At 44.0% G+C, this 23,845-nt stretch carries 22 protein-coding genes and 1 other RNA gene; 10 read left to right on the top strand and 13 right to left on the bottom strand.

What is annotated here, in order from left to right; translation table 11 throughout:
- Nucleotides 1–158 precede the first annotated feature (158 nt).
- Nucleotides 159–2,171: a transketolase gene (tkt, locus tag AC5JMK_RS16840; protein ID WP_096678199.1), complete on the top strand. Its 2,013-nt coding sequence runs from the start codon at nt 159–161 to the stop codon at nt 2,169–2,171.
- Nucleotides 2,172–2,316: 145 nt separating this feature from the next.
- Here tkt and AC5JMK_RS16835 read toward each other — a convergent pair whose 3' ends face one another.
- From AC5JMK_RS16835 to AC5JMK_RS16785, 11 genes are all read right to left on the bottom strand, one after another.
- A complete protein-coding gene (locus AC5JMK_RS16835) occupies nt 2,317–2,628 on the bottom strand; it encodes a DUF2087 domain-containing protein (RefSeq protein ID WP_495910625.1) in 312 nt (103 codons plus the stop codon).
- A 271-nt stretch (nt 2,629–2,899) separates the two neighbouring features.
- Nucleotides 2,900–3,289: a transfer-messenger RNA gene (gene ssrA, locus AC5JMK_RS16830) on the bottom strand.
- Between the two features lie 149 nt (nt 3,290–3,438).
- Entirely contained in the window at nt 3,439–4,386 is a 948-nt protein-coding gene (locus AC5JMK_RS16825) for a F0F1 ATP synthase subunit gamma (RefSeq protein ID WP_096678203.1), read from the bottom strand.
- A gap of 97 nt (nt 4,387–4,483) precedes the next feature.
- Nucleotides 4,484–6,004 carry a F0F1 ATP synthase subunit alpha gene (gene atpA / locus AC5JMK_RS16820; protein ID WP_096678205.1) on the bottom strand — a complete coding sequence of 507 codons (1,521 nt, stop codon included), beginning with the start codon at nt 6,002–6,004 and terminating at the stop codon, nt 4,484–4,486.
- 244 nt (nt 6,005–6,248) lie between these two features.
- Nucleotides 6,249–6,803 (bottom strand): ATP synthase F1 subunit delta, encoded by a 555-nt coding sequence (gene atpH, locus AC5JMK_RS16815; RefSeq protein WP_495910624.1) that lies wholly within the window; start codon nt 6,801–6,803, stop codon nt 6,249–6,251.
- Nucleotides 6,804–6,805: 2 nt separating this feature from the next.
- On the bottom strand, nt 6,806–7,351 hold the full coding sequence (locus tag AC5JMK_RS16810; protein ID WP_495910623.1) for a F0F1 ATP synthase subunit B: 546 nt from the start codon (nt 7,349–7,351) through the stop codon (nt 6,806–6,808).
- Nucleotides 7,352–7,507: 156 nt separating this feature from the next.
- A complete protein-coding gene (locus tag AC5JMK_RS16805; protein WP_096678211.1) occupies nt 7,508–7,939 on the bottom strand; it encodes a F0F1 ATP synthase subunit B' in 432 nt (143 codons plus the stop codon).
- Nucleotides 7,940–8,162: 223 nt separating this feature from the next.
- On the bottom strand, nt 8,163–8,408 hold the full coding sequence (atpE, locus tag AC5JMK_RS16800) for an ATP synthase F0 subunit C (RefSeq protein WP_008233924.1): 246 nt from the start codon (nt 8,406–8,408) through the stop codon (nt 8,163–8,165).
- A gap of 222 nt (nt 8,409–8,630) precedes the next feature.
- Nucleotides 8,631–9,386: a F0F1 ATP synthase subunit A gene (gene atpB / locus AC5JMK_RS16795; protein WP_495910622.1), complete on the bottom strand. Its 756-nt coding sequence runs from the start codon at nt 9,384–9,386 to the stop codon at nt 8,631–8,633.
- 100 nt (nt 9,387–9,486) lie between these two features.
- On the bottom strand, nt 9,487–9,945 hold the full coding sequence (locus AC5JMK_RS16790; protein ID WP_495910621.1) for an ATP synthase subunit I: 459 nt from the start codon (nt 9,943–9,945) through the stop codon (nt 9,487–9,489).
- A gap of 252 nt (nt 9,946–10,197) precedes the next feature.
- A complete protein-coding gene (locus AC5JMK_RS16785; RefSeq protein WP_495910620.1) occupies nt 10,198–11,382 on the bottom strand; it encodes a class I SAM-dependent methyltransferase in 1,185 nt (394 codons plus the stop codon).
- A gap of 42 nt (nt 11,383–11,424) precedes the next feature.
- Here AC5JMK_RS16785 and AC5JMK_RS16780 point away from each other — a divergent pair, with 42 nt between their 5' ends.
- Nucleotides 11,425–12,168 carry a 2-phosphosulfolactate phosphatase gene (locus tag AC5JMK_RS16780; protein ID WP_495910619.1) on the top strand — a complete coding sequence of 248 codons (744 nt, stop codon included), beginning with the start codon at nt 11,425–11,427 and terminating at the stop codon, nt 12,166–12,168.
- Here AC5JMK_RS16780 and AC5JMK_RS16775 read toward each other — a convergent pair.
- Nucleotides 12,128–13,600 carry a YncE family protein gene (locus AC5JMK_RS16775; protein ID WP_495910618.1) on the bottom strand — a complete coding sequence of 491 codons (1,473 nt, stop codon included), beginning with the start codon at nt 13,598–13,600 and terminating at the stop codon, nt 12,128–12,130. The two genes, AC5JMK_RS16780 and AC5JMK_RS16775, sit on opposite strands and share 41 nt — an antisense overlap.
- Before the next feature lie 272 nt (nt 13,601–13,872).
- Between AC5JMK_RS16775 and AC5JMK_RS16770 the strand changes: the two genes are divergently transcribed.
- From AC5JMK_RS16770 to AC5JMK_RS16760, 3 genes are all read left to right on the top strand, one after another.
- Nucleotides 13,873–14,568, top strand: coding sequence for a response regulator transcription factor (locus AC5JMK_RS16770; RefSeq protein ID WP_096678221.1), 696 nt, complete (start codon nt 13,873–13,875; stop codon nt 14,566–14,568).
- Nucleotides 14,565–16,013, top strand: coding sequence for a sensor histidine kinase (locus tag AC5JMK_RS16765; RefSeq protein WP_096678223.1), 1,449 nt, complete (start codon nt 14,565–14,567; stop codon nt 16,011–16,013). Before AC5JMK_RS16770 ends, AC5JMK_RS16765 begins: the two co-directional genes overlap by 4 nt.
- Nucleotides 16,014–16,325: 312 nt before the next feature.
- Nucleotides 16,326–19,739, top strand: coding sequence for a phycobilisome rod-core linker polypeptide (locus tag AC5JMK_RS16760; protein ID WP_096678225.1), 3,414 nt, complete (start codon nt 16,326–16,328; stop codon nt 19,737–19,739).
- A 53-nt stretch (nt 19,740–19,792) separates the two neighbouring features.
- Here the strand turns inward: AC5JMK_RS16760 and AC5JMK_RS16755 are convergent, their stop codons facing one another.
- On the bottom strand, nt 19,793–19,945 hold the full coding sequence (locus tag AC5JMK_RS16755; RefSeq protein WP_495910617.1) for a hypothetical protein: 153 nt from the start codon (nt 19,943–19,945) through the stop codon (nt 19,793–19,795).
- Between the two features lie 462 nt (nt 19,946–20,407).
- Here AC5JMK_RS16755 and apcA point away from each other — a divergent pair, with 462 nt between their 5' ends.
- The 5 genes from apcA to AC5JMK_RS16730 all read left to right on the top strand — a co-directional run bounded on the left by apcA (nt 20,408) and on the right by AC5JMK_RS16730 (nt 23,539).
- Entirely contained in the window at nt 20,408–20,893 is a 486-nt protein-coding gene (gene apcA / locus AC5JMK_RS16750; protein ID WP_096678229.1) for an allophycocyanin subunit alpha, read from the top strand.
- Between the two features lie 65 nt (nt 20,894–20,958).
- Nucleotides 20,959–21,447, top strand: a complete 489-nt coding sequence (gene apcB, locus AC5JMK_RS16745) for an allophycocyanin subunit beta (RefSeq protein WP_096678231.1) — start codon at nt 20,959–20,961, stop codon at nt 21,445–21,447.
- A 222-nt stretch (nt 21,448–21,669) separates the two neighbouring features.
- Nucleotides 21,670–21,873, top strand: coding sequence for a phycobilisome linker polypeptide (locus tag AC5JMK_RS16740; protein WP_035114929.1), 204 nt, complete (start codon nt 21,670–21,672; stop codon nt 21,871–21,873).
- A 164-nt stretch (nt 21,874–22,037) separates the two neighbouring features.
- Entirely contained in the window at nt 22,038–22,223 is a 186-nt protein-coding gene (locus AC5JMK_RS16735) for a hypothetical protein (protein ID WP_096678233.1), read from the top strand.
- Between the two features lie 146 nt (nt 22,224–22,369).
- Nucleotides 22,370–23,539 (top strand): FtsW/RodA/SpoVE family cell cycle protein, encoded by a 1,170-nt coding sequence (locus AC5JMK_RS16730; RefSeq protein WP_096679270.1) that lies wholly within the window; start codon nt 22,370–22,372, stop codon nt 23,537–23,539.
- Nucleotides 23,540–23,845: the final 306 nt, after the last annotated feature.

Here is a 23,845-nt window from a genome sequence, read left to right as displayed (position 1 = left end):
GAACAGGCAGATGGTGGGCGTTAGATCCCTCACCATCTAAAGCCTTCGACCATTTAGTCGGGGACTTAAATCAAAGCGAAAATGGGTTCTTTATTGATAACTGGTAACTGTTAACTGTTAAAAGAGTGCTAACCCGTCGTTAAAAACAATCTTAAATTATGGCTGTTGCAACCCAAACCCTTGAAGAACTTTGTATCAATTCGATACGCTTTTTGGCAATTGATGCCGTAGAAAAAGCCAAGTCTGGTCATCCAGGACTGCCAATGGGCGCAGCACCAATGGCATTTGTGCTGTGGGATCGGTTTATGCGGTTTAATCCCAAAAATCCTTATTGGTTCAACCGCGATCGCTTTGTCTTATCTGCTGGTCACGGCTGTATGTTGCAGTATGCCCTACTCCACTTGACTGGTTACGACAGCGTTCAGCTAGAGGATATCAAACAATTTCGTCAATGGGGTTCAAAAACTCCTGGTCATCCAGAAAATTTTGAAACGCCAGGTGTAGAGGTAACTACCGGGCCTTTAGGACAAGGAATTGCCAATGCGGTCGGTTTAGCAATGGCAGAAGCTCATCTCGCCGCAAAGTTCAATAAACCCGATGCCAAAATTGTTGACCACTACACTTATGTGATCTTGGGTGATGGTTGCAACATGGAAGGTGTATCTGGTGAAGCCTGTTCTTTAGCAGGACACTTGGGCTTGGGTAAACTAATTGCCCTGTACGATGATAACCACATCTCTATCGACGGTTCTACCGACATTTCCTTCACCGAAGATGTAGGTAAGCGTTTTGAAGCGTACGGCTGGCACGTGCAAGTTGTAAGCGATGGCGACACCAACTTAGAAGCAATTGACAAAGCGATCGCAGCTGCGAAAGCCGTCACTGACAAGCCGTCTATGATTAAAGTCCGTACCACCATTGGTTACGGTTCCCCCAACAAAGCAAACACCGCAGGTGTTCACGGTGCTGCCCTTGGTGGTGACGAAGTAACAGCTACTCGTCATAACTTGGGTTGGGAACACGAACCATTTAACATCCCAGAAGATGCTCTCAAGCACTTCCGTAAGGCTGTAGAACGGGGTGCTGATTACGAAAGCCAGTGGAAAAAAGTTTTTGCTGATTACAAAGCTAAGTATGGCCAGGAAGCGGCTGAGTTTGAGCGGCAAATCAGTGGCAAATTGCCAGAAGGCTGGGAAAAAGCACTACCCACCTACGAACCAGGAAGTAAGGCGATCGCCACTCGGAAAACTTCCGAAATGACCCTCAACGCCCTAGCACCTGTGCTACCAGAAATGATCGGTGGTTCTGCTGACCTCACCCACTCCAACCTTACAGAACTTAAGGGAGCAGGTAACTTCCAAAAAGGACAGTACCAAAATCGTAACCTCCGTTTCGGTGTACGCGAACATGGTATGGGTTCGATTTGTAACGGTATTGCTTTGCATGGTTCCGGGTTAATTCCCTACTGCGCCACCTTCTTGGTTTTTGCCGACTACATGCGAGCTGCAATTCGCCTTTCGGCATTGTCTCAAGCTGGAGTCATTTATGTTATGACTCACGACTCCGTCGGTTTGGGTGAAGACGGCCCTACCCACCAACCAGTCGAAACCATCCCTTCTCTACGGGCTATTCCTAACCTGACGGTGATTCGTCCCGCCGACGGTACTGAAACCTCTGGTGCTTACAAAGTCGCCATTGAAAATGCCAATCAACACCGCCCTACCCTGCTGGCATTATCACGGCAAAACCTGCCCCAACTAGAAGGAAGCAGTATTGAAGGTGTTACCAAAGGCGCTTACATTCTTTCTGATAGCGAAGGTACTCCTGACATCATCCTTATTGGTACAGGTAGCGAAGTACCTCTGTGCGTTGATGCTGCCACTAAACTTCGTGCAGAAGGTAAGAAAGTTCGTGTTGTTTCCATGCCTTCTTGGGAACTGTTCGAGGCTCAAAGCCAATCCTACCGCGAATCAGTGTTACCCAAAGCAGTTAAAAAGCGTTTAGCTGTTGAAGCTGCTTCTAGCTTCGGTTGGTGTCGTTACGTGGGTGATGAAGGCGCAATGATTAGCGTTGATCGCTTCGGTGTTTCTGCACCAGGTGGTACAATCATGGAGAAATTCGGCTACACCGTTGATAATGTAGTCGCAAAGGCAAAAGAATTGTTGGGTTAATTTGCAACAGAATAATTTTTGAATAATCTTTAGTGAGGGTGGGTGAAATCCTACCCTTTTTTGTTTATGGGGCTATGCAAAACTACACGCTGGCAATTCACATGTAGAGAAAAAGCGGCTTTCAGCAGGCTTTAATTTCACGTTTTTAATTTGACGTGATTTCATTTTCTGACTTCCACAGTGCTGCTGGTAATCGCCAGTAGAAACCCTTTTCTCTTTCCATAAGTTGATAACCAATCATTTCCCGTCGTAGTGTCGCATAGTCAGAGTGATGCTGAGAGATAATTTCGTTGACTTGGCGTTCAGTATAAGTCACTTTTTCTTCAAATTTTTTGACTAACCACCTCAGTACAACTAAGCGTTTTTTTCGAGAAGCAGGGATTTCCTTTAATTGTGTACCATCAAGATAATTATTCAGTACTTTTTCTTCCCAATTTTTTAATTGATTGTTGTTCATGATTCTACCTGGTTGAAATAATTTTTCGATAGATATACAGAAATCTCAAAATCACTTTTATATTGTAATACAATGTAGTATAATATATGATCAAATAACGCCCAGTTTGGGTCTTTGATCGCGATCGCCTTAGTGACTTCCAAATCAAAAAACATCCAATTGGTGGGGTGCGTCAGGAGTGCAATTTCCCGTCAGAGCAATCCCGCCACTGATTCAGAGTACCGAATAAACAAAATCCACCTAAAATAATTAGGTGGACTTGATTTTTATTTAGTGGATCCGAGCAGAATCGAACTGCTGTCCAAACTGGGTATTGACTCTCTATTCATTCACAGGTTTAGCCTTTCTTACCCTCAAGGCGGGGAACGTTCATTATCCCGAACGGTAGGATGCTCTGGTAAAGTCTTTGCTACTAAGTCCACCAGAGGGAACTTATTAGCGCATCCGTTGGGGTTTGCCTCTAGCCCTTAACGGAGTCAGACTAGAAGCGCTCGAACCTATAAGAGGCTATTAGGCAGCTACAAGAGCTTCCTTACGAGCAAATTTTACGATGTTGTTCGCATTTACTTTTTTTTTGAGCCTTGGATTTCCGAGAGATGACTCACTCTCGACCTGAATCACAGAGTAGCTTTCGCCAGCCTGTCAAAACCGGTACGGACCCATGAAGATCATATACTCCTATTATAGTTTGGAGTTTTTCAATTTGCGACTCAAAATTTTAGATTTCGGATTTTGGATTTTTGATTAAAAAATCTGTACTAATTCCAATCTAAAATCTAAAATCTAAAATCTAAAATCTAAAATCTTTTCTTAGGCTAGTGCTTGAGCGCCGCCCACAACCTCAAGAATTTCCTGAGTAATTGCGGCTTGCCGTGCTTTGTTATAAGACAAAGTCAGGCTGTTAATCAATTCTCCAGCATTATCGCTAGCATTACTCATCGCTGTCATGCGTGCGGCTAGTTCGCTAGCTGAGGATTCTTGTAACGCCCGTAGTAATTGGTTGGTCAAATACAGAGACAGTAGAGAATCCAAAATTTGTGCTGGATCTTGCTCAAAGATCATGTCGCGAGGTAAAGCGCGAGTTTGGGCAGTGACTTTTTGCCGTTCGACTTCAAATCGACCGCCACGAGTAGTCAAACGAAAGATTTCGTCATCTGCGGTTTCCAAACCTTGGGTGTCGAGAGGAAGCAAAGTTTGCACTACTGGTCGAGAACTAACCAGAGACACAAAGCGAGTGTAAATCAATTCGACACGATCTACGCTTTCTGATAGAAACAGGGAAAGCAACTCATTGGCAATATTAGAAGCTTCTCCGGCGGTTGGGATTTGTTCTAAACCAGTGTAGACTGCATCAATTGGTTGCTCACGACGTTGGAAGTACTGTGCGGCTTTTCGTCCTACCAACACCAACTTATAATCTATACCTTCTGCTTTGAGTTCTTTGATGCGATTTTCCGCACGCTTGATGACGTTGGTATTGTAACCGCCACAAAGACCGCGATCGCCTGAAACAACCAATAGTCCTACTGACTTAACTTCTCGTTTCTTGAGCAAAGGCGAGTTAGCGTCTTCAAACTGTAAACGAGCTTGTAAACCGTAGAGTACCTGGGCTAGACGATCAGCGAAGGGACGAGTGGCTAATACCTGCTCTTGGGCGCGACGTACCCTTGCAGCAGCCACCAGCCGCATGGCTTCTGTAATTTTTTTGGTATTTTTTACCGATTGAATGCGATCGCGTATTGCTTTGAGATTAGCCATAATCTTTATCCTTAGTCATTAGTCCTTAGTCCTTAGTCATTAGTCATTAGTCATGAGTTATTTACCCAATGACCAATGACCAATGACCAATGACTACCTATGCTGTTGCCAAGAAGGTTTTCTTGTATTCGTTAATACCTTCCTTTAAAGCTGTTTCTTCGCTGTCACCCAGTGCTTTTTGTGTTTGCACGCCTTGTACATACTGAGGTTTACTGGTCTTTAGGTATTCCCGCAGACCCTTGGCGAAGGTAGTCACTTTATCGGTAGGAATGTCGTCTAAATAACCGTTCAGACCAGCATAAAGAATGGCTACTTGCTCATACACTGCTAAAGGAGAGTTTTGGGGCTGTTTAAGAAGTTCCCGCAAGCGCTGACCCCGTGCCAACTGGTCTTGAGTGGTTTTATCAAGATCAGAAGCAAATTGAGAGAAAGCTTGTAATTCGTCAAATTGAGCCAATTCTAGCTTCAACTTACCAGCAACTTTCTTCATTGCCTTGGTTTGAGCCGCAGAACCTACACGGGATACGGAAATACCGGGGTTAATAGCGGGACGAATACCAGCGTTGAACAAGTCAGAAGACAAGAATATCTGACCGTCAGTGATCGAAATCACGTTAGTGGGAATATAAGCAGATACGTCACCTGCTTGGGTTTCGATAATTGGGAGGGCGGTCATGCTACCTTTACCCAATTCGTCACTTAGTTTCGCTGCTCGTTCCAACAAGCGGGAGTGGAGGTAGAATACGTCTCCAGGATAAGCTTCCCGTCCGGGTGGACGACGCAACAGCAAGGACATTTGACGATAAGCTGCGGCTTGTTTGGAGAGGTCGTCGTAAATTACTAGGGTAGCTTTGCCTTTGTACATGAAGTACTCAGCAATTGATGCCCCAGTATAAGGAGCCAGGTATTGTAGAGATGCAGGTTCACTGGCGCTAGCAGCAACAACAACGGTGTAATCTAGTGCGCCTTTGTCTTGCAGAGTCTGGATGACGTTGGCGACAGTAGAGGCTTTTTGACCGATCGCAACATAAACACAAATAACATCTTCTTCTTTTTGGTTGATGATTGTGTCAATTGCGATCGCTGTTTTCCCGGTCTGACGGTCGCCAATAATCAATTCTCGTTGACCACGACCGATGGGAATCATGGCGTCGATCGCGGTGATTCCTGTTTGCATCGGTTCATGTACTGATCGACGGGCGACAATACCAGGTGCGGCAGATTCAAGTAAACGGCTTTCTGCTGTCTTGATTTCACCTTTACCATCAATTGCCCGACCCAAAGCATCCACAACCCGTCCAATCAAAGCTTCGCCTACAGGAATCTGAGCGATTTTACCAGTCGCGGTAACGGTGCTGCCTTCTTGAATCGCATGACCTTCACCCATCAAAACCGCACCAACGTTATCTTCTTCTAAGTTGAGGGCGATGCCGACTGTACCATCTTCAAATTCCAACAGTTCCCCAGCCATGGCCTTTTCTAGACCATAAACACGGGAAATACCATCACCTATACTAAGAACTGTACCAACGTTAGCTACTTTGACTTGTTGGTCGTATTGCTCGATTTGTTGCTGAATAATGCTGCTAATTTCGTCAGGTCTGATGCTAATTGCCATTTGTCTATTTTGCTTTTTGGTGAGACAACAGGAGTTAAGAAGAATTTTAGGTTTTAGAGTTAGCGGTTAGTATTAAGTAGTTAATAACTATGCTTTGTCTACCAACAATTCGCCAATCCAAAATCCGTCTTGAAAAGCTTTGAAGTTCCCTCCGGGACGCTTCGCGTAGACGCGCTTTGCGCGGCTTCTCGTTAGAGTACGGAGGAAACCTGCGCTCAAACTTTTCGCAAAATCCAAAATTCACTTAGGCGCTTGTTAAGCGCAAAGACAGGCGACGCAGTTGACCCCGCAAACTAGCGTCGATTACCTGAGAACCTACTTTAATAATCACACCACCAATAATGTCAGGGTCGATTCTGGTTTCTAGTTCTACTTCGCGAGCATTGGTCATGGCGATGACCTTTTGTCTGACTGCTGAGGACTGGTCTTCGCTCAGAGGAACAGCAGAAACCACTTCTGCTAACACTGTTTGTTTGAGTTGCCGCAACAGTGCTAAATATTGTCGGCAAACATCTTTCAACAATAGAATGCGTCGTCTATCTACCAACAACATTAAAAAATTACGGAAGTAAGTGTTAGCACCTTCACCCAAAATCCGGTTGAGAACTGCTTTTCTATCCTCTGTTTGGATAAATGGGTTATTGAGAAACTGTTGTAGTTCCTCACTGTTAGACAACAAGTTCAGCAAAGCACGAATATCTTCGCCGAACTCTTCTGTCAAATTATTTGATTGCGCTACCGACATCAAAGCCTCTGCATAAGGCAAGGCTACTTCTGTTAATCCCGCATTGCTTGTCATTCCTAGCCTCCCAGTAGCGCGATACTACGATCAATCAATGCTTGTTGAGCATCGTCGCCAATTCCACTGCGGAGTTCTGACTCGGCTTTTTGCAATGCCATGGCCACTACCCGTTGCCGCAGCTCGGCAAATGCTCGCTCTCTTTCTGTGTCTAAATCACGGGCAGCTGTTTCTTTCATCCGTTCCACTTCCTCTGCCGCCCGTGCCAAAATTACTTCACGAGCTGAACGAGCGTTTTCTTCGGCAGCTTTGCGGATTTGTTGCGCTTCTGCTTGTGCCTGGGTCAAATTTTGTTGCACGTCGGAAAGTTGGGCTGCTGCTTCTTTAGCACGCTCTTCAGCTTCCCGAATTGCAGTTTCAATATTTGAGCGTCGCTCGCTGAGGGTGTTACTGATAACTTTACGCCCAAAGTAAAATAAAACACCAACTAGAATTGCCAGGTTAATTATATTGGTTTCAAGAATGTTAAAGTCTAGACCAAAACCGCCTGGCGATTCTGCTTCTGCCGCCTCTGTGGCTAATAATAAGACAGTTCCTACGATACCCATCTACAACTGCGCTGCTCCCTTGCTAATCGTAAGTTAGAACTTTCTTTAAAGGAAAAAAGTGCCAATACGTGACACTTAATTCAGCGCTCACCGGACGAATGCCCCGCAGCGCAAAATACTTTTTGGAACCGATGTTGCGAGCTATTAACAATCACTTTATTTGACTAAAGAAGGTCCCAAGAGTTTTTCCAGAATCTGCCTGCTGAAGGCATCTACCTGTTGCTCCAAGGAACGTAAAGCTTCCTGCTTCTGCTGTTCTATTTCTTGAGCCACTTGTTCTCGTTGCGCCTGAGCTTCTTTTTGTGCTTCAGCGATTTTCTCGGCAGTAATTTTTTGAGCTTCAGTCTGAGCTTGGGCAATGACATTTTGAGATTGTCTGCGAGCTTGAGCTAGCTGTTGCTCATATTCCTTGGTCAATCGCTCGGCTTTAGCCAAGCGTTCGCGAGCTTCAAGGTTATTCGTTCGGATATAATTATCGCGATCGTCTAGTACCTTGGTCAATGGCTTGTAGAAAATCACATTTAAAACAGCTGCCAACAGCAGGAACTGCAATGCCATTAAGGGCAAGGTAGCATCGAAATCAAACATTTCTCTCCTTTTTGGCTGTAACAGCAGTTTTTGTGGCTAGCAATTTTGATTTACCTTTAATGAAGGTTAAATCCTGTCTCAGAGACGTGATACCAAATGAGGATAATTAGGATCATTTTGAAACGAATTAAACAGCCTTCAAAGAAAAAGCTTTTAATCCAAAATCTAAAATCCAAAATTGGTATGAGTCATCACGTCTCCCAAAAGAAAAAGTTTTAGAGTTCTAAGAGAATGGGTTGGCAAACAGCAATACTAGTGCAATCACCAGACCATAAATTGTCAGTGATTCCATGAACGCCAAAGTTAACAGCAATGTACCGCGAATTTTTCCTTCTGCCTCTGGCTGACGGGCGATACCTTCTACTGCTTGACCTGCGGCGTTACCTTGACCAATACCAGGGCCAATCGCAGCTAAACCAATTGCTAAAGCAGCAGCGAGAACTGAAGCAGCAGAAACCAATGGATCCATGTTGATTTTCCTTACCTTGAGTACAAAACTAACGATTTGCGATTTTGCTTTTTAGATTTGTCACTGAATCAAATATCCAGTTCCAAAATCTAAAATTACATCAACTGAGGAATTTGACAGTGATCAGTTATCAATAACACTATTTTTCCCATTGCTCAAAGCATTTGTGGTAAATTTTTTACCTGTACCATAGGCATGATAACTGTTCACTGTTCACTGTATTTAATGTTCCTCATGTCCTTCATCACCATGTCCCTCCATGGCCTCGTGAATATAAGCCCCTGCAAGGGTAGCAAAAACCAGGGCTTGAATGGCGCTAGTAAACAAACCAAGGGCCATCACAGGCAGAGGAACAAATAGAGGGACTAATAGAACTAGTACCGCCACCACTAATTCATCCGCCAAAATGTTTCCAAAAAGACGGAAGCTTAGGGAAAGAGGTTTGGTGAAATCTTCTAGAATCGCGATTGGTAATAGAACCGGTGTTGGTTCAATATACTTTTTAAAGTAACCCAAACCGCGTTTGCTAAAACCAGCGTAAAAGTAAGCTAAAGAAGTCAATAACGCCAGTGCTACTGTCGTATTGATGTCATTAGTCGGAGCTGCTAATTCACCAGATGGGAGTTTGATGAGCTTCCAAGGAATTAAAGCGCCCGACCAATTGGATACAAAAATAAACAGAAACAATGTGCCAATGAAAGGTACCCAAGGACGATATTCTTTCTCACCTAGTTGGTTTTTCGTCAAATCCCGAATAAATTCCAGGGCATATTCCATAAAATTCTGTATACCACTGGGAATTCTTTGGGCATTGCGAGTAGCGGCAATTGAAGCCACTACTAAAATAGCAATCACGAACCAAGAGGTAAGAAAAACTTGTCCATGTACTTTTAGATTACCCAATTGCCAGTAGAAATGATTTCCTACTTCTAATTCGGCAAGGGTAACAGAATTGAAGAAGTTCAGGAAATTGAGCATTTTCTTCCCAAATCAACTAATTCTCCAATCTTAAGCTGGAGAATAAGAACTACAAGCCTGGTGTGGATTTACTTGAAGGCAAACTCACATTGAGCCTTTTTTAAGGTTTTGGAATATTTGGCAAGCCAGAGATAAAAGCTTCTCTAACTACATAGAAAATGAGCGTGGCTTTATATGTCAGAAATCCCAAAAATATGGGCAAGATTTGCAGTTCATTCCACCGAGATGCCAGCAGAATTATCACTACTAACAGGGCAAACCGATTTTTATTCAGTTGCCGTTTTTGTGGGCCTAAGCGCTCAACATCTTTTGCCAACATCCTCATGTAAAGCATACCCGTAAATGCCCCAAGAAGATAATTAAGGGCAATATTTAGGGAATAAAAAATCCACACAGAGATAAAAACAATCCCCGTCAAGACAAGAGTGATTAGCAAAAACTCCTGGTAGAGTTTATAAAACTCTTGCATAGAGTTTACTGGTTCTGTGTCTTCAAAACCAGGGCTTGAATCTTGTTGTGTTGTCGGTGTGGGATCAGTTGATTGATCAGACAAGCTCACGGGACTTGAAACTAGTACAGCTAATTATTTTGACTGCACATTCAGCCAGCTAAATCATATCACGCTGAGGTAACAATACTTTAGAAAAAAACAATTAACTTAGCCATTGGGGATTGGTGATTAGGGATGAGGGATAAGGGATGAGGGATAGGGGATTAGGGAGCGGGAATTAAGAATCAAGAATTAGGAATTGGGAACTATGGTACAGATAATTTCCCTTTCCCCGATCCCTGATCCCCTATCCCCTATTTTTCAGCTTGGTGTTAACATCATCAATTGCTGATTTAGGAGCGATCGCACTTGCTTTAACTCTAGCTGCACATCCTCCCGCAAAATTCCTGCTACTGTTTTCTTGCCGTCGCAGGCTTGCATAAATTTTAATTCGGCTGCCGATAAATGTATGATCTGGTAATCGTAATTGAATACACACTCGCTCGGAAAACCATCTATACAGGGATTACGTTCAGCTATCGCTGTCATTAAAGCATCATCGCTTGACCAGTCGGCTTTGGTGATAGGTAGACGACCAAGAAAAAATTCGTAGTGGGCGACTTCTGGATCTAGTAATTCTATTAGACGGTAACGTTGGCGATCGCTTAATTCGCCTGTCCTTACCATCAATTCCGGTGCTTTGTCCAAAAGTCGCGACCATTGCCAGAAACTAGGATTTGAGAAGCCGATAAACTCTAATCCAGAAGCGTCGATGAGTTCAAACAGCGTGTCTATATTGTAATCAATTTCTTGCGGATGGACATACATGTCAGCAAAGCATTCGTCTCGCTGATTTTCCAAAGACCAACGTTCTCGTTCTCGCTTGACAATTCTGTTTGTTTCTGGTAAAGATGCAAATATTTGTCGCCCAACTTGGACACCATCGCGATAGTCGCCGCGTTTTTCACCTTGGATGAGAGCGATCGCTTTTTGCATGAGTTGAATTTCCCAGCGTCCCAACTCTCCATAGACAAAAATATGTATCAAGCCACCTGGGGCTAATTTTTTCGCTAAGGCTTGAATACCGCGAATCGGATCACCTAAATGATGCAGTACTCCCACACAATTAATTAAATCAAACTCGCCGGGAAGTTGCGCCACATCGTAAAGACTGAGGTGATGAAATTCAACGCGATTGGCACCAGAACGTTGACAGCGTTCTTTGGCGACCTCCAAAGCACCTGCACTTAGGTCAATTCCGACTACAGAAGCATGAGGGTTGAGGTGAACTAAATACTCTGTCCCTACTCCTGTCCCACAGCCAGCATCTAAAATCCGGATGTCTTGTCTTTGGGGTTTTTGCCCAGTACAGAAATTGTAGGCTGCTAACCAATTCCAGCGCCAATTGTAACCGGGGGGTGGTTCATCCAGCAATGGTTCTGGCGGAAAAGGATAGGTATCGTAGAGTTTAGCAACAGCAGTACTAACAGTTTGGGAGTCGGACATAACAAGCTTTCATGGCAGTATTTTTGAGTTTATGGCAAAAATATGATCTTTAACCAATCCGAATTTGATCTGCGCTGCGAATGGGGAGATCACGGTATCACTCAACTTGCTCCCATTAGCGATGTGATTGTGGTAGTTGATGTTTTGTCTTTTTCGACTTCTGTGGAAATTGCCACTAGCAACGGTGCGATAATTTTTCCCTACCAATGGAAAAATAAATCAGCCCTTGATTATGCTAAGTCTTTACAGGCAGAATTGGCAGGCGATCGCACTTCCAAAAATAGCTATTCTCTCTCACCCACATCACTAACTAAAATTCCAGCAGAAACTAAACTAGTTTTACCATCACCCAATGGTTCTTCCCTGACTTTGCAAACTGGCAAAACACCTACTTTAGCTGGTTGCTTGCGAAATTGCGAAGCTGTGGCTAAGTTTGCTCAAAAATATGGTTCCAAAATTGCAGTTATTCCCGCAGGCGAAAGATGGGAAGATGATACTTTACGACCTGCATGTGAAGATTTGATTGGTGCTGGAGCAATTCTAAGTTATTTACATGGTAGTTTTTCACCAGAAGCAGAAATTGCTGTGTCTGCTTTTGATGCTGTTAACAAGAATTTGTTGGCGTATTTAAAAAAATGTAGTTCTGGTAAAGAGTTAATTGCACGCGGGTTTGAATCAGATGTAGAAATTGCAGCCGCTTTAAATGTGAGCGATTGTGTACCTTTATTTACTGAAAATGCCTATATTAACAGCAAGGCTCAAGTACAACCAAGACTGCTTCCTTAACAGGATTTTGAGCATTTCTGGGTGCAACCACCAACTGGGAAAACTTTGCTTTTGAGGAAATTGAAGACAAAAGTCGCTCCCGTAGTGTTCCAGTGGCTTGTCCCATTCCGTTTCCTTTAGCATCGGTGCGTAAGGCAGTAATCATTTCTGGCGACTTATTCTCATTACCTACGAAATACAATCCATACTCCTGATTAGGCCTTAGTCCCAGAACAAGCAAATCCAATCCATCCAGTTCACCAACGTCTCGAATTGTTACATTCGCGATCGCTTTGCCCTGATTTGGTGATTTCAGTCCAATGTTATGTGTAAGCAATTTTTTGGGAGATTCAAGATTTTCTCGACCATCGCCCGTAGGAACTGCGTTTGAGACGTATACTAATGCTTGCGGCATGTATCCCACGGGAATACGCTGAATGCGTCGCTGCTTGACAGTATCAATTACGTCTACCGCATCACCATTTTCCAATCCTACATATATCCTTGTACCATCTCCCGAAGGCCATATGCCATGTGGCAATTCACCAACTGGAATCGTTGTCACCATTCGGAGGATAGGATCGCGCTGATATACTTTTACTTGATTCAGTCCCCCTACAGTTACGTAAGCAAATTTACCTTGGCTATTATCTACAAAATTGACATGATTCGTAATTGAACCTGTATCAAGAACCGTCTTAATTTTTAGAGTCTGGGTATCAAGAATACTGACTTTACCAACATCTTTGTGTGTAAACCAAACCTCACTGTCATCAGGGGTAATTGCGATGTTGGGGGAGAAGGGACTAATAACTGGAATGCGCTTTTCTATTTGATAAGAGCGTGTATTGATGACATTGAGTTCTGGAGTAAAGCTGGAGCAGATGTAAGCTCGACTACCATCAGAACTAAACATAATCATGCCAGGGCCATTCGCCACTTTGACTTGACGAATCTCCTTTAAGGTTTTAGGGTTGATGACAGATATGTAATCTTCACCGCGTACAGCTACCCACAGTTCCTCACCATTGGGAGTGAAGAAGCCTTCATGAGGCGATCGCCCCACGTAAATAGTTCCTTTGATGGCATTTGTGGCTGTATCAATCAGCGTTACAGCGTTAGAACCAGTTGAAATCACAGCTAGTGTCCGATGATCTGGTGAGAAACCCAAACCATGAACGTTCAACTCCCCGCGATACAAAGGACTGAGAACATTAGGACGAGGATTTCCTAAAGAAATTCGCCCCAAAAGGGTATTCGTCGCGGGGTTAATTACAGAGATGGTATTGGAAGTCTGATCAGCTGTGTAGACGCGATCGCGTTCAGATATTGGTATCTGTATTGGTGTAGAAACTGCCTTTTCTGACAAGGTAAAAGCGTTTCCTATTGTTAAAGCCGCTAGTAGAGAAACAAGCAGTATACAAACAAACAGGGGTTTCTTCAGCGACAACATGGGATAAGTATCCTTTGAATTTGTGGACACTTAATCCTGATATAAAAGTTTTAAAAATCTGTGAATATATAGCCGATGCGATAATTTATCAGTGTGTATCTAAAAATCTTGACCATAGTATTGATTCATAATTTTTTAACATTTATGTTGTAGGTTGAAAGATGATCGGTAATTCTAATCAGGAAGGCGAGGTGGGGACTCACCACTTGTGGGCAAGTATGGAATAAATCCAAAATCTAAAATCCAATGACATCTTCATGTGATTGAAACAAATGCTTACTGGTACAACCGTTTTGATTGTCGAAGATGATACCAGTCTGCGCGAGACTGTGCAGCTTTACATTGAACACGAAGGACTGTGCTGTTTGACCTCAGATAACGGTATAGATTGTATGGAACTAGTTCAGCGCTTCCATCCGGATTTGGTTGTGTTAGATATTATGCTGCCCGATGTGAATGGGTTTGAGGTATGCCAACAGATGCGTTCTGTGGGGTGCTTCATGCCAATTTTGATGCTAACTGCACGAGCAAATGAAAGCGATCGCATTCGAGGGTTGGCAATCGGTGCGGATGACTATCTTACTAAACCATTTAGTGCCAAGGAATTGGTTGCACGGATTAAAGCCTTGTTAAGACGGGCTTATGCTCAGGGTTATAGTGATGTTAAGCGTGCCTGTGGCGTTGTCATTGACCGCGATCGGCATCAAGCTTTCTTAAATGGTGAGTTACTGGATCTACGTGGTAAAGAATTTGATTTGCTGGCACAGTTGGCAAATTATCCTGGACGTGCTTACAGCCGTGAAGAATTGCTGGAGAGAGTTTGGGGATATGATTTTGAGGGCGATATTCGGGTAGTAGATGTTTATATTCGCAAGCTTCGGGAAAAGATTGAGTTAGATTCAGCTCACCCTGACTACATCCAAACTGTTTGGGGAGTTGGCTACCGCTTCAAGGTGGGCAATATATGAAAGCTTGGCAAAGTGTCTCAACTCGTCTGACACTGACGCTGTTAAGCGTAACTCTAAGCAGTTTAATTGGCTTGTCTGTGATTTTGGATAGAGCCTTAATGCAGTTTTTTGTCCAGGATGCTCAGGTAAGTCTGAAGCAGCAAGCCGATGCTTTGGCAACTCAAACCCGCACTCACTGGCAAAACTCGACTCTTGTTCGCCAACTCGCCGATCTGACGAGCCAGCAGACAAGATTACAGGTAATTGTTTTTGATGTTAGTGCAATGCCAAGGTTGACAAACCGGAGAGTCCAGGAAACAAGCTTAGTTGAGTTACCGCCCGACCTGATACCCAAAACTCTCATGGGAGTATCTCAACAAGGGCGGTTTCGGGTGTCAGAGAACTCTAATTATCCCTGGTGGCTCTACAGTACAGCTCCTATTCGAGATGCTGACAATAATCGGGTGATGGGTGCTGTTTATATTGCTATGCCGATGAGACGCCCCAGGCAATTTGCCAAGGAGGTAAAGGGAGTAGTGATGGGAATGGCGATCGCTGCTGCTACAGTTGCAGCCACTGCTGGATTACTCTTATCTCGTACTTTGACCAATCCCCTGCGAATTCTGCACCGTCAAGCACAGCAATTAGAAGCAGGGGATTACACTGCTCGCTCTGCCCTAAAAGGGAATGATGAACTGGCTCAATTAGGTCGCCTACTCGACCAAATGGCAGACAAGCTAAAACAGACGCTCACCGCTCTTCATGCTCAGGAAAAATCTCGCCGGGAATTGGTAGCAAATGTTTCTCACGATTTGCGGACTCCACTGACAACACTGCGTCTAGGATTGGAAGCAGTGATTGACGGTGTAGTAACTGGAGACAAAGCACAGCAGTACCTGAAACGTGCCTGCCGTGAAACTGACTATCTTTCTCAGCTAGTGGAGCAGTTACTCCTGCTATCAAAGGCAGATGCAGGTCAACTCCAAATTCAGCCCCAAGCAGTTTCCGCAGTGGCGATCGCTCAAGAATGTATTTTCCGAATGCAGCCCTCTGCTATGCAAGCAGGTCTAGAGCTAAAATTATCTGTCGCTACCCCTATAATCACAATCTGGGTTGATCCGGAACTGACCGGACAAGTCATTCTTAATTTGCTTGATAATGCCATCAAGTACGCCCCCAATACTAATTTCATCGATCTTTCTATCCTCCCACCTGTGCAAAAAGACGGATCTCACTATGTTCTCTTGCAAGTGCAGGACTTTGGGCAGGGTATGACATCTAACATGTTGGGGCAACTTACAGAGCGCTTTTATCGGGGGGATAATGCTCGACCAAGGGGTGGATTAGGTTTGGGGTTGGCGATCGCCCACCAAGTTTGTCAGATGCAAGGAGGTAGCCTACAGATTGAAAGTAAGCTAGGGCAAGGAACTAGTGTCACCCTTTTTCTGCCTACTGCTGAAGTATAAACCTCATATGTGCCTCTCAGGTAAAATGTTTATGTGGTGTTTTTTAATCAAATCGATACAAAACTTAGATTTTTTCTCAGAAACCTCAAGCATCAGTGTTAAAGAACCGATACATCAACGCTCCAGTTTCTACATACTTCTTAATAAATCCCCTGACAAATCCCAAAACGTTCTAATCTAAAAGCTGACTGGGTTAATTTTTTCTGGCAACTTAGAAGGCGGCACAGGGGAAGCATGAATATACCGATGTGTCAAGCCTATGTAACCCAGACTTAACACATAAACGCATATGATGGGAGTTTTACAAATCCGATGAGTGTTAAGGCAAGTGGTGGAAGCTCAGTTGCGCGTCCGCAACTATATCAAACCCTAGCTGTATCAACAATTTCCCAGGCGGAGCAGCAAGACCGTTTTCTGGGAGCCGGAGAATTAAGTGAACTGGCAAGTTATTTTGCATCTGGTGCAAAACGTTTAGAAATTGCTCAGGCGCTCACGGACAATTCCGAAATTATTGTTTCTCGGGCTGCCAACAGAATTTTTGTTGGTGGTTCGCCAATGGCTTTTTTGGAAAAACCCAGAGAGCCAGAATTGGCAATGGCAGTAGCAGCAGCTGCATCCACTGCGGATGTGAGAGATACAATGAAACTCGGAACTGTCACCTACGTGGAAACTCGGGGTGGGTTCCTAGAAAACTTACGTTCGATTTTTAACTCTTCGCCTAGTGGTCCGACCCCACCGGGTTTCCGGCCAATTAACATCGCCCGTTATGGGCCAGCTAACATGGCGAAGAGCCTGCGAGACTTATCATGGTTCTTGCGCTACGCTACTTATGCGATCGTGGCAGGTGATCCCAACATTATCGCTGTCAACACACGCGGGTTACGGGAAATCATTGAAAACGCTTGCTCCGGTGAAGCGACAATTGTGGCTTTACAGGAATTGAAAGCGGCTGCACTTTCCTATTTCCGTCAAGACACTGAGGCAGCAGATATTGTGTCTCAGTATATGGATGTTTTGATTACAGAATTCAAAGCACCCAGTCCTTCTAATAAAGTACGGCAACGTCCTTCTAGTGATCAACAAGGATTACAACTACCCCAAATTTACTTTAATGCGGCAGAACGGCGACCCAAGTTTGTCATGAAGCCTGGTTTGTCTGCTGCTGAGAAAACAGAGGTAGTTAAAGCAGCTTATCGCCAAATCTTCGAGCGTGATATTACCCGCGCTTACAGCTTGTCGATATCTAATTTAGAATCCCAGGTAAAAAATGGCGACATCTCGATGAAAGAGTTTGTCCGTCGCCTTGCTAAATCTCCACTTTACCGGAAACAATTTTACGAACCATTTATTAATAGCCGCGCTTTAGAACTTGCTTTCCGTCACATTTTAGGACGGGGGCCAAGCAGCCGGGAAGAAGTACAAAAGTACTTTGATATTGTTTCGCGTGGAGGTTTATCAACATTAGTTGATGCTCTGGTAGATTCTGATGAGTACTCAGACTACTTCGGCGAAGAAACAGTACCTTATCTTCGAGGTTTGGGCCAAGAAGCTCAAGAGTGCCGTAACTGGGGGCCACAGCAAGACCTGTTCAAATATAGTGCGCCTTTCCGCAAAGTACCTCAGTTTATTACAACTTTTGCGAAATATAACCAGCCGCTACCTGACCAGCATGTTTATGGTTCTGGTAACGACCCACTAGAAATTCAATTTGGAGCAATTTTCCCGAAAGAAACTCGCAACCCCAGCAGTAGTCCTGCTCCTTTTGGTAAGGATACAAGACGTATCCTGATTCACCAAGGACCAGGAATTAATAATCAAACAGGTAATCCCTCTGCTCGTGGTGAGTATCCTGGTAGTCTTGGACCAAAAGTTTTCCGCTTGGATCAAATCCCCAGAACCTTAAGTAAGGGAACTGGTAAGGGAGCAAGTGTAAAATTCTCCGAAAGCTCTACTCAAGCCGTAATTCGTGGAGCTTACCTGCAAGTATTTGGTCGTGATGTCTACGAAGGTCAGCGCTTAAAAGTCCAGGAAATTAAGCTGGAAAACGGCGAAATTTCGATCCGAGAGTTTGTTCGCGCTTTAGCGAAGTCGGATTTATTCCGTAAGCTTTACTGGACACCCTATTATGTGTGTAAGGCGATCGAGTACATCCACCGTCGCTTGTTGGGTCGTCCCACCTATGGTCGTCAGGAAAATAACAAATACTTTGACATCGCCTCGAAGAAGGGATTCTATGGGGTAGTTGACGCGATTCTTGATACTGAAGAGTACAGTCAGGCGTTTGGTGAAGATACGGTTCCTTATGAACGCTACTTGACTCCTACTGGTGTAGCATTGCGGAAACTGCGTGTTGGTAGTATCCGTGAAGATGTCGGTGGAAAAATCGAGAAGCAAGAAACACCTAAGTTCGTAGAATTGGGTACAGTCACCGAAATGCGGACTGAACCTGATATCCAGTTCCGGATTAACCAAGGTGTCAGCAAAAAACGTGATCAAAGAAAAATCTTCAAGTTGGTTGCGGGAAATGACGACAAGGTTGCTGTACAAAGTGTGATCAGCGCCGCCTATCGGCAGATTTTTGAGCGGGATGTCGCACCATACGTTGCTTCTTCCAGAGAGTTCAAAGTCCTGGAAAGCAAGCTGGGTAATGGTGAAATCACCGTGAAGGAATTTATTGAAGGTTTAGGCTGTTCTGGCTTATACCTGAAAGAGTTTTATACACCATACCCCAACACGAAAGTAATTGAACTGGGAACTAAGCATTTTCTAGGACGCGCCCCCTTGGATCAAGCAGAAATCAGGAAGTATAACCAGATTCTGGCAACTCAAGGTATTCGCGCTTTCATCCGAACGCTGGTAAGTACTCAAGAGTATTTGCAAGCTTTTGGTGAAGATACAGTACCTTATAACCGCTTTGCGACCTTCCCTGCGGCAAACTTCCCCAATAGTCAAAAACTGTATAACCGGCTGACCAAGCAAAGCAAGGATATTGTTATCCCAAGTTTTGAGCCGACTAAGTCACGGATGAATGTCGCCCAAATGCCAATTATGGCGAAGGCGATCGCAGACATAGCAGCAGAAGCAAAGGCGATAGACAAGAGCAAACCACTGTTTGTTGAACTTGGTCGTTCCTACAACGACGGTCGTGGGCAATCTGTAGAAGTTGGTGTGGGTACTAGCCGTCGCAAACCTGCACGTATTTACCGCCTAACTGTAGGGGCAAATCAAGCAGAAATCCAACAGGTAATCAATGCTATCTACGTTCAGGTCATGGATGTGTTTAGCGGTCAAATCCCTGAATACTTCCGCCGTACAGACCTCGAAAGCAAACTGCGGAACGGAGAAATTTCCGTACACGAGTTTGTGCGTGAGTTAGCTAGTTGCGAAATTTATCGCAAGCGTTTCTACACTCCCTATCCCAACACCAAGGTGATTGAATTCCTCTTCCGTCATCTGTTGGGACGTGCGCCCGCAACTCAAGCTGAAATTCGTCAGTACAACAAAATACTGGCTGATAGCGGTTTGAAAACTGCTGTAGAGGCTATAGTTAACAGCCCAGAATATGCCCGTTACTTTGGTGAAGATGTGGTACCTTATCAGCGCTTCCCATCCCTACCTGCGGGTAACTATCTCGGTAGCGTTAAAGCAGCAGCTGACTTGGTAAAACAATCTTGGTCTAGCCTGTCGCCTTCTGTACTCACCGGACGTTACACCCAGGGAGGTTAAACTCCACTCTTGAGAGGCTCAGGGATCGGGGATCGGGGATCAAAGATCAGGGATCAGGGATCGGGAATGGGAGACAAGCGAGTGTGGGGAATGTGGGGAGTGTGGGGAGAATTATTTAACAAGTCTCTTCCCAATTCCCGTACTCTGTGAGAAGCCGCTTGCGCGTCTACGCGAAGCGTCTCCTCTGGAGAATCCCCAATCCCCAATCCCCATTACCCCTTCGCCCCTAATCCCCACTCCCTTGGGGGGAGTGGGGGCCCCGAGTTCCCCAGAGGGGACCCCTACCTTCCCCAATCCCCAATCCCCAATCCCCAATGCCGAGAAAAGTGGGACGAATTTACGTTTTTCAAAGCGTGGAGAGTTCAAGTAATCTTTCGTAACATTGTTTTCAGATTGTAAAAATTGAAGCAAATCTGAAAAAGAATGTTACAAACTGTTAAGAGCAGTCATATATGCTCAACATAATGCCCGAAAATAATTCCGGGAGGTAGCTAAGTTTCAAAGCTTGAGTATTTGTGATGACTCAGGCAAACTCGAAATAAAACAGTTTCAGTAGTCATGGGATTACAAAACCTGGAAAAACGAGAAAATAAAGCTACTACCAACGCGTAAAGTCGCACCAGTGTAATATAAAATTCTGGTTTCATTAGTACTGGAGGAATCCATTAATGAGTATCGTCACGAAAGCCATCGTGAATGCTGACGCAGAAGCTCGCTATCTCAGCCCTGGCGAATTGGATCGGATCAAGAGCTTTGTTGCAGGTGGCGATCGCCGCCTTCGCATTGCTCAAGTTTTAACAGACAACCGCGAACGGATTGTTAAGCAAGCTGGTGATCAACTGTTCCAAAAGCGCCCTGATGTTGTTTCTCCTGGTGGTAACGCTTACGGTACAGAACTGACCGCTACTTGTCTGCGTGACTTAGACTATTACCTCCGTCTTGTCACCTACGGTGTAGTTGCTGGTGACGTTACTCCTATCGAAGAAATCGGTATTGTCGGCGTCCGTGAAATGTACAAGTCTCTCGGAACACCTATCGATGCTGTTTCTGCTGGTGTTGGTGGCTTGAAAAACGTTGCTGCTTCTTTGCTGTCTGCTGAAGACGCTGCTGAAGCTGGCGCTTACTTCGATTACGTCGTCGGTGCTTTGGCGTAGGTTAAAGCCGTTTACCTACTCAAACGGAAGTATTGCAATAACGTTGGAAATAAGGAATTAACAACATGGCTCAAGACGCAATTACCGCTGTCATTAATTCTGCAGACGTTCAAGGTAAGTACCTCGACACCGCAGCTCTAGAAAAGCTCAAAGGCTATTTCTCCACTGGTGAACTACGTGTACGTGCTGCTAGCACCATCGCTGCTAATGCTGCTGCGATCGTCAAAGAAGCTGTAGCTAAATCTTTGTTGTACTCTGATATCACCCGTCCCGGTGGTAACATGTACACCACCCGCCGTTACGCAGCTTGTATCCGTGACTTGGATTACTATCTGCGTTATGCTACCTATGCTATGTTAGCTGGCGACTCCTCCATTCTCGAAGAGCGCGTATTGAATGGTTTGAAAGAAACCTACAACTCTTTGGGTGTACCCATCGGTGCTACCGTACAAGCTATCCAATCAATCAAAGAAGTAACAGCTAGCTTGGTTGGTCCAGACGCTGGAAAAGAAATGGGTGTTTACTTAGACTACATTAGCTCTGGCTTGAGCTAGAAGCTAGTTTGCACTTAATGGTTTAGGTGCGATAAGGTCTGGAGATCGATCGTGAGTGCTAGGACGTTTAATCGCTTATCAAGCTAAACTGATGAATGATGAGTGTTAACGGTCTGGTATTGACGCTTGATTTCCAGACTTGGAGTAAATAAAGCATTGTTTTGCACTCAGAAATTTTGAAATAAAAAAGTTTTCACATTTACTGACAGGAGATTTAACACCATGAGAATGTTTAAAATTACTGCTTGTGTTCCCAGCCAAACTAGAATTCGCACCCAACGGGAATTGCAAAATACTTACTTTACTAAGTTAGTACCTTATGAAAATTGGTTCCGCGAACAGCAACGTATTCAAAAAATGGGTGGCAAAATTGTTAAAGTAGAATTGGCTACTGGAAAACAAGGTACAAATACTGGTTTAGCTTAATTTAATTCCTAATTGACCAAATTATTGATTGTAGGGAGTTGTGAAGGGGTCAAATAGACCTCTTTTTTATTTACTTAACCTGAGTTCGGGATAAGCTGAAACCTTGATTCTGTCGTTAGTTTTGAGAGCCTGAAACCCTTATTTTCTCGTTCAAGCGATCAAAATTGGGCGAAAAAATTCCCTGTGATACTGTGAAAATTAATCCCCAAGGAAAGGTGCTAGATAAATTTTGGATGCCTGCTGATTTTTATGACACAGGTATTTCCGGGTTATTAGTGATATTGGAATCATCTGAAGCTAGCCGTTATCCTACTGGAACTATCGTGATGCAGAGTAACTCACCTACATAGGTTTTTGCAAGTAAGTAGTTAGACAAATTTAATAGATAAGTATTGACATTTTTCGGAGATGTCTAGTGTTTGGCGTTTTGATTCAGATACATCATCCAAAGATCTCGATATATACAATAATTACATTATTTAAAAATATCGAAGTCGTGAATCTACGCCGTTTAATTCCATTATTTGATGATTCAGTGTCTGAGTGGGCATTAGAAGCACGTTTGTTACGTTGGTTGACACTAGTTTGGTTGTTTGTAGGCTTAATCATGCTGTTTTCAGCATCTTATCCTGTTGCTGATGTTCGTCAGGATGATGGGCTGTACTACTTCAAACGTCAACTTCTTTGGGTATTAGTTGCTTTAATACTCTTCAACATTGTTGTGAACTTACCCTTACGTAAATTAGTTGGGGTATCCCATTGGTTTATTTTCCTGCTATTAGGGTTAATTTTTCTCACCCTTGTACCAGGATTGGGGAAAAAAGCTTTTGATGCGTCTCGTTGGATTGCTTTAGGGCCGATTCCCATTCAACCTTCTGAATTGATTAAACCCTTTTTGGTACTACAAAGTGCTAGAGTTTTTGGGCAATGGGAACAACTGAGTTGGCGTGTTCGTTTAACTTGGTTGGGGATTTTCTGTCTTGTGATTTTAGGGATATTGGCGCAACCCAACTTGAGTACAACTGCATTGTGTGGGATGACTATTTGGTTGATTGCTTTAGCTGCTGGCTTACCTTATAGATATTTAGGATCAACCGCAGTTGGGGGATTCTTGTTAGCAGTCCTGAGTATTAGTATTAAAGAATACCAGCGTAAACGTGTGATGTCTTTCATTAATCCTTGGGCTGACGCCACTGGAGATGGTTATCAACTAGTTCAGAGTTTACTCGCAGTGGGTTCTGGTGGGACTTGGGGCGGTGGTTTTGGACTTTCCCAACAAAAACTATTTTATTTACCAATTCAAGACACAGATTTTATTTTTGCTGTATTTGCTGAAGAATTTGGTTTCGTCGGTAGTGTTGTGCTGCTGCTAATTTTAGGTTTATTTGCAACCTTGGGTTTAATAGTTGCCCTCAAAACGACTCATCCTATACATAGATTAGTAGCGATCGGTGTAACAATTTTGATGGTAGGACAATCATTACTCCACATTGGTGTTGCGACAGGCGCTTTACCAACAACTGGTTTACCGTTACCTATGTTTAGTTATGGTGGTAATTCCATGATTGCCAGTTTACTAGCAGCTGGGTTGTTGATTAGGGTAGCCAGGGAAAGCAGTGAAGCAGAGGTGATACCTTTACGAAGAGGACGGAGAAATAAACCTTAAGGATGAATGTCGCCTATTTCCGTAAGGAGGACAAGGGAAGAAGACAAGTAATTAGGAAGCATCCCAAATGTAAAAAAATTCCGCCTGCGATTGAAATCGCAGTCTGTTCAAGTCTGCTTAAGCAAACTATTTAATTTATTCGAGTCGTCTTTAGACGACTTTTGTTATGGAGCTACGGGTTTAAAGCCTGAGCGGTATTTTGAAAAAATTGGGATGCTTGATCTAATGGGGATAAATAGCTGTTCGTCTCTACAATAGACATCTCCGACAACTATCAAAGCCTTTATGTGACTAGCTCTTAGGGTG

The sequence above is a fragment of the Pelatocladus sp. genome (assembly GCF_059505505.1).
The sequence above is the reverse complement of the archived record's forward strand: the minus strand, read 5'-3'. Positions and strand labels throughout refer to the sequence as shown.

Coding starts and splice junctions, on each gene's coding strand:
- AC5JMK_RS16780 (WP_495910619.1), top strand. CDS start 11,425: ATGATCTTTAACCAATCCGAATTTGATCTGCGCTGCGAATGGGGAGAT.
- tkt (WP_096678199.1), top strand. CDS start 159: ATGGCTGTTGCAACCCAAACCCTTGAAGAACTTTGTATCAATTCGATA.
- AC5JMK_RS16770 (WP_096678221.1), top strand. CDS start 13,873: ATGCTTACTGGTACAACCGTTTTGATTGTCGAAGATGATACCAGTCTG.
- AC5JMK_RS16810 (WP_495910623.1), bottom strand. CDS start 7,351: ATGGGTATCGTAGGAACTGTCTTATTATTAGCCACAGAGGCGGCAGAA.
- AC5JMK_RS16785 (WP_495910620.1), bottom strand. CDS start 11,382: ATGTCCGACTCCCAAACTGTTAGTACTGCTGTTGCTAAACTCTACGAT.
- apcA (WP_096678229.1), top strand. CDS start 20,408: ATGAGTATCGTCACGAAAGCCATCGTGAATGCTGACGCAGAAGCTCGC.
- atpE (WP_008233924.1), bottom strand. CDS start 8,408: ATGGATCCATTGGTTTCTGCTGCTTCAGTTCTCGCTGCTGCTTTAGCA.
- AC5JMK_RS16775 (WP_495910618.1), bottom strand. CDS start 13,600: ATGTTGTCGCTGAAGAAACCCCTGTTTGTTTGTATACTGCTTGTTTCT.
- AC5JMK_RS16760 (WP_096678225.1), top strand. CDS start 16,326: ATGAGTGTTAAGGCAAGTGGTGGAAGCTCAGTTGCGCGTCCGCAACTA.
- atpA (WP_096678205.1), bottom strand. CDS start 6,004: ATGGCAATTAGCATCAGACCTGACGAAATTAGCAGCATTATTCAGCAA.
- AC5JMK_RS16740 (WP_035114929.1), top strand. CDS start 21,670: ATGAGAATGTTTAAAATTACTGCTTGTGTTCCCAGCCAAACTAGAATT.
- AC5JMK_RS16825 (WP_096678203.1), bottom strand. CDS start 4,386: ATGGCTAATCTCAAAGCAATACGCGATCGCATTCAATCGGTAAAAAAT.
- AC5JMK_RS16765 (WP_096678223.1), top strand. CDS start 14,565: ATGAAAGCTTGGCAAAGTGTCTCAACTCGTCTGACACTGACGCTGTTA.
- atpB (WP_495910622.1), bottom strand. CDS start 9,386: ATGCTCAATTTCCTGAACTTCTTCAATTCTGTTACCCTTGCCGAATTA.
- AC5JMK_RS16835 (WP_495910625.1), bottom strand. CDS start 2,628: ATGAACAACAATCAATTAAAAAATTGGGAAGAAAAAGTACTGAATAAT.
- AC5JMK_RS16805 (WP_096678211.1), bottom strand. CDS start 7,939: ATGTTTGATTTCGATGCTACCTTGCCCTTAATGGCATTGCAGTTCCTG.
- atpH (WP_495910624.1), bottom strand. CDS start 6,803: ATGACAAGCAATGCGGGATTAACAGAAGTAGCCTTGCCTTATGCAGAG.
- apcB (WP_096678231.1), top strand. CDS start 20,959: ATGGCTCAAGACGCAATTACCGCTGTCATTAATTCTGCAGACGTTCAA.